The following is a 4,472-nucleotide window of genomic DNA, read 5'->3' as shown; positions in this document are numbered from 1 at the left end:
AGCCCGCCGCAGCGGCGCGGCGGCCGGCGAGTCGTTGGCGGCGAAGACCAGGTCCACCCCGCGCCCCAGCAGCATTTCCACATTGGGCACCGCGCCGGTCACCCCGGCCGCGCCATGCAGCACCGGCGCGACCCGGTACATCCACGGCCGCGCCGACGGCAGATCGTCCGTCACCGCGATCCGGCCGGCCCCGCCCAGCATCAGCACCAGTTCGTTATGGGCGAACCACAGATCGGCAATGCGCGACGGATGGTCCGGGCAGGCAACCACCCGTCCCGTCATGTCCACGACCGACCGGGCATGCGCCGTATCCGGCCACGCCGCACAGCCCGCCGCCACCATGATCGCCGCCGGCAATCCCGCCCGGGCCGCCGAGATGAAACGCCCCATCCTTCCCCCTGTCGGGGAAAGATCTATATCCTAACGGACATAACCGCCAGCCCCGCCGACATGTCCGCCGGGCACGCGGCCCGCCGGCTCGCGGCCTGACGATTCAGGGACGGAACATCGAGAAATAAAGAATGGCCATGTCGATGACGAAGGCCGACAACAGCCCCCCGCAGATCAGCGCCACCGTCATGCGGTCGCGCGCATCCGTCCACGCCGGATCGTCGCGATGCGCCGCGATATAGGCCCACGGCGCCGTCATGTGGAAATGGGACCGGCTGTCCCCCGCGATTTTCAGATGAAACATGACCCGCCTCCCCCGGACCGTCCCTTTTCTTGTGGACCGCGCGATGCGGCGGGTTCGTCCGGCTATGGGGCGAAAATGCGCCTTCTCTCCACTTGCCCCAAGGGCAATCGCGGGCCAGTCGCAACGTTTTGAAATGTCTCGGGGCCGCGCATGCGCGCCGCACATGGCGGGGCCCCCGGACCCGCGCCACGCGACGGAATGGAATGGACGGTCAGTCCAGGCGCACGATCGGACGGACGAACTCGTCAAGCTGGTCGGCTCCCCATGCCGCCAGCGCCCGCGCCGGGCCGTGGATCTCCATCTGGTGCTGGCGATACAGCATGTCGTGCCCCAGCCGGGCGGGCAATCCGCGCAGCGGACCGCCCCCGAAATGATATTTCCCCAGCGTGCCCCAGCCATTGTAGTCGCCCAGCGACACCACGGCCCCGCGATCGCGGTAATGGAACGGCGCGATCGCCCCGCCGCCGATCCAGCCCTTCATCTGCCGCGACAGGTGCCGCGCCTGCTGCCGCGCCGCCTGCGCGGTGGCGGGCACCGGCTTTTCGGCGATGAACGAGCAATCGCCCAGGGCGAAGATCCGGTCATCCCGCGTGGTCTGCAAGGTCGGACGCACCACCAATTGCCCCGAGCGCGACCGCTCCAGTCCCTCGAACAGCGTCGTCGCGGCCGGCGCCTTCACCCCGGCGGCCCAGACCTTCAGCCTGGCGTCGATCCGCGTGCCGTCCCCCAGCAGGAACCCGTCCGCGTCGGCCCCGGTCACCTGGGCGCTGGTATGCACGGTGATGCCCAGCGCCTCGAGCTGCCGGCGGGAATCCTCGGACACCGCCTCGGGGAAGGCGGGCAGGATGCGCGGCCCGGCCTCCAGCAGGGTGACATGCAGGTCCGCCCGGTTCATCCCCGCCCCGTAATTGGCGGCCAGGTCCAGCGCGCGATGCAGCTCGGCCGCCAGTTCCACACCCGTGGCGCCGCCGCCGACGATGGCGATCTGCAAGGTGCCGGATTGCCCGATCGCCTGCAGCACCAGCGAGCGGAACCGGGTGTTGAAGGCATCGGCCTCGGTCAGGTTGTCGATGAAATGGCAATGTTCGGTAATGCCCGGCAGGCCGAAATCATTGGCCCGGCTGCCGATCGACACGATCAGCGCATCATAGGACAGGCTGCGCCGGTCCAGCAGCACATTGCCCCGCTCGTCCTCCATCGGCGCCAGCTCGACCTGGCGCGCCGCGCGGTCGACGCCGTCCAGCACCCCGGGCCAGTATTTGAAGGATTTGCGGCTGGCCTGCGCCAGGAAACTGACCCGGTTGCGGTCGTTCGGGCTGGTGCCGGCCGCGAACTCATGCAGCATCGGCTTCCAGACATGGAAGAAGGAACTGTCGATCAGCGTCACCTCGGCCTGGCCGGACCGGCCCAGCGTGTTGCCCAGATAGGTGGCCATCTCCATGCCGGCGATCCCGCCGCCGACGATCACAAACCGGAACCTGTCAGACACGCCGTTCTTCTCCTTCTCGACGACTTGGGCTCGACGACTCGGGTTGCCCCTGTCCGGCAGAGAACACATTTCCGTGACGTTTGAAAGCGTGCCGCCCCCGGTCCCTGTCCGACGTTCCTACCCAGCGTCCCTATCCAGCGTCCCTGGCCGCCTCAGACGGCATCCTCCTGATAGCTTGCCATGTCGGGGCACGCGCAGACCAGGTTGCGGTCGCCATAGGCATTGTCCAGCCGGTTGACCGGCGGCCAGTATTTGTCCGCGGCCGCGACGCCGGACGGCAGGCAGCCGCGCCGGCGGTCATAGGCACGCTCCCAGGCCGGGTCGGCCAGGTCGCGCACCGTATGCGGCGCATGGCGCAGCGGGCTTTCCTCGGCGCTCAGCACCCCGGCCTCGATATCGGCGATTTCCGCGCGGATCGCGATCATCGCGTCGCAGAACCGGTCCAGCTCGGCCTTGTTCTCGGATTCCGTGGGCTCGATCATGAAGGTGCCGGCGACCGGAAAACTGACCGTCGGCGCATGGAATCCATGGTCGATCAACCGCTTGGCGACATCGTCCACCGTAATGCCGGTCGCATCCTTGATCGGGCGCAGATCGATGATGCACTCATGCGCCACCCGCCCGTTCGTGCCGCGATACAGCACCGGATAATGGCCGGACAGACGGCTGGCGACGTAATTGGAATTCAGGATCGCGATCTCGGTCGCCCGCCGCAATCCCGCGTCGCCCATCAGCATCATATAGGTCCAGGAGATCGGCAGCACCGCCGCCGATCCGTACGGCGCGGCCGACACCGCGTTCGCCCCGCCCTCCTGCGGCACGCCCGGCAGGAAGGGCGCCAGATGCGCGCCCACGCCGATCGGCCCCATGCCCGGCCCGCCGCCGCCATGCGGAATGCAGAAGGTCTTGTGCAGGTTGAAATGGCTGACATCCGCGCCGAAGGCGCCCGGGCGCGACAGCCCGACCTGCGCGTTCATGTTGGCGCCGTCCAGATAGACCTGGCCGCCCGCCGCATGCACCAGGTCGCAGATCTCAACCACCGATTCCTCGAACACGCCATGGGTCGAGGGATAGGTGATCATGATCGCCGCCAGCCGGTCCCCGCTCTGCGCGATCCTGGCCTTCAGGTCGCCGATATCGACATTGCCCTGCGCGTCGCAGGCCACGACCACCACGCGCATCCCCACCATCTGGGCCGATGCCGGGTTAGTGCCATGGGCCGAAGCCGGGATCAGGCAGATGTCGCGCCCGCCCTCGCCCCGCGCCCGGTGATAGGCCCGGATCGCCAGCAGGCCGGCATATTCGCCCTGCGCCCCCGAATTGGGCTGCAGCGACACCGCGTCATAGCCGCTGACCGCCTTCAGCATCCGCTCCAGCTCGTCGAACAGCACGGCATAGCCTTCCATCTGCGCCGCCGGCGCATAGGGATGGATGTCGCAGAATTCCGGCCAGGTGACCGGCATCATCTCGACCGTCGCGTTCAGCTTCATCGTGCACGACCCCAGCGGGATCATGGTGCGGTCCAGCGCCAGGTCGCGATCCGCCAGCCGGCGTAGATAGCGCAGCATGTCGGTCTCGGACCGATGGGCGTGGAAGACCGGATGCGTCATGAACGGGCTGGCGCGCAGCATCCCGGGCGGCAGGGCGCCGCCCGGCTCCGGCAGGGCACGCTCCATCTCCTCCAGCCGCCGCGCATCGGGGCAGAAGCAGCGCCACACAGCGCGGACGATCTCCGGCGTGGTCGTCTCGTCCAGGCTGATCCCCACATGGTCGGCATCGACGATGCGCAGATTCAGGCCCGCCTCCTCGGCCCGGGCGCGGACCAGGCCGGACGCGCCGCTCGTCGCTACGGTGATCGTGTCGAAGAAATATTCGGTCACCACCCGCACCGACAGCGCCCGCAGCCCGGCGGCCAGGATCGCGGTCAGCCCATGCACGCGCCGCGCGATGTCCGCCAGCCCGTCGGGCCCGTGATACAGCGCGTACATCGCCGAAATCACCGCCGGCAGCACCTGCGCGGTGCAGATGTTCGACGTCGCCTTCTCGCGCCGGATATGCTGCTCGCGCGTCTGCAACGCCAGGCGATAGGCAGGCTGCCCCCGGCTGTCGACCGAAACCCCCACCAGGCGCCCGGGAATATTGCGCTTGTAGGCATCCCGCACGGCCATATAGGCCGCATGCGGACCGCCCGCGCCCATCGGCATGCCATAGCGCTGCATCGACCCCACGGCGATGTCCGCCCCCAGCACGCCCGGCGCCTCCAGCACGGTCAGCGCCAGCGGATCGGCC

Annotated in this window: 3 protein-coding genes and 1 pseudogene; all 4 read right to left on the bottom strand. The window is 68.6% G+C overall.

All coding sequences use genetic code 11. The features are described from left to right. Window positions 1-390: pseudogene (locus tag HUK84_RS11190) on the bottom strand (ABC transporter substrate-binding protein); the annotation flags it as partial. 103 nt (window positions 391-493) lie between these two features. Continuing rightward, on the bottom strand, window positions 494-694 hold the full coding sequence (locus tag HUK84_RS11185; RefSeq protein ID WP_176640368.1) for a hypothetical protein: 201 nt from the start codon (window positions 692-694) through the stop codon (window positions 494-496). Between the two features lie 211 nt (window positions 695-905). Then, window positions 906-2,183, bottom strand: coding sequence for an NAD(P)/FAD-dependent oxidoreductase (locus tag HUK84_RS11180; protein WP_176640367.1), 1,278 nt, complete (start codon window positions 2,181-2,183; stop codon window positions 906-908). Window positions 2,184-2,335: 152 nt separating this feature from the next. Continuing rightward, on the bottom strand, window positions 2,336-4,472 hold a 2,137-nt coding region (gcvP, locus tag HUK84_RS11175), incomplete at its 5' end, for an aminomethyl-transferring glycine dehydrogenase (RefSeq protein WP_176640366.1).

It is taken from the genome of Nguyenibacter vanlangensis (assembly GCF_013376155.1).
GTDB classification, from domain to species: domain Bacteria; phylum Pseudomonadota; class Alphaproteobacteria; order Acetobacterales; family Acetobacteraceae; genus Gluconacetobacter; species Gluconacetobacter vanlangensis.
The sequence above is the reverse complement of the archived record's forward strand: the minus strand, read 5'-3'. Positions and strand labels throughout refer to the sequence as shown.

Excerpts from the sequence above, each read along its gene's own strand:
- HUK84_RS11185 (WP_176640368.1), bottom strand. The coding sequence starts at position 694 with ATGTTTCATCTGAAAATCGCGGGGGACAGCCGGTCCCATTTCCACATG.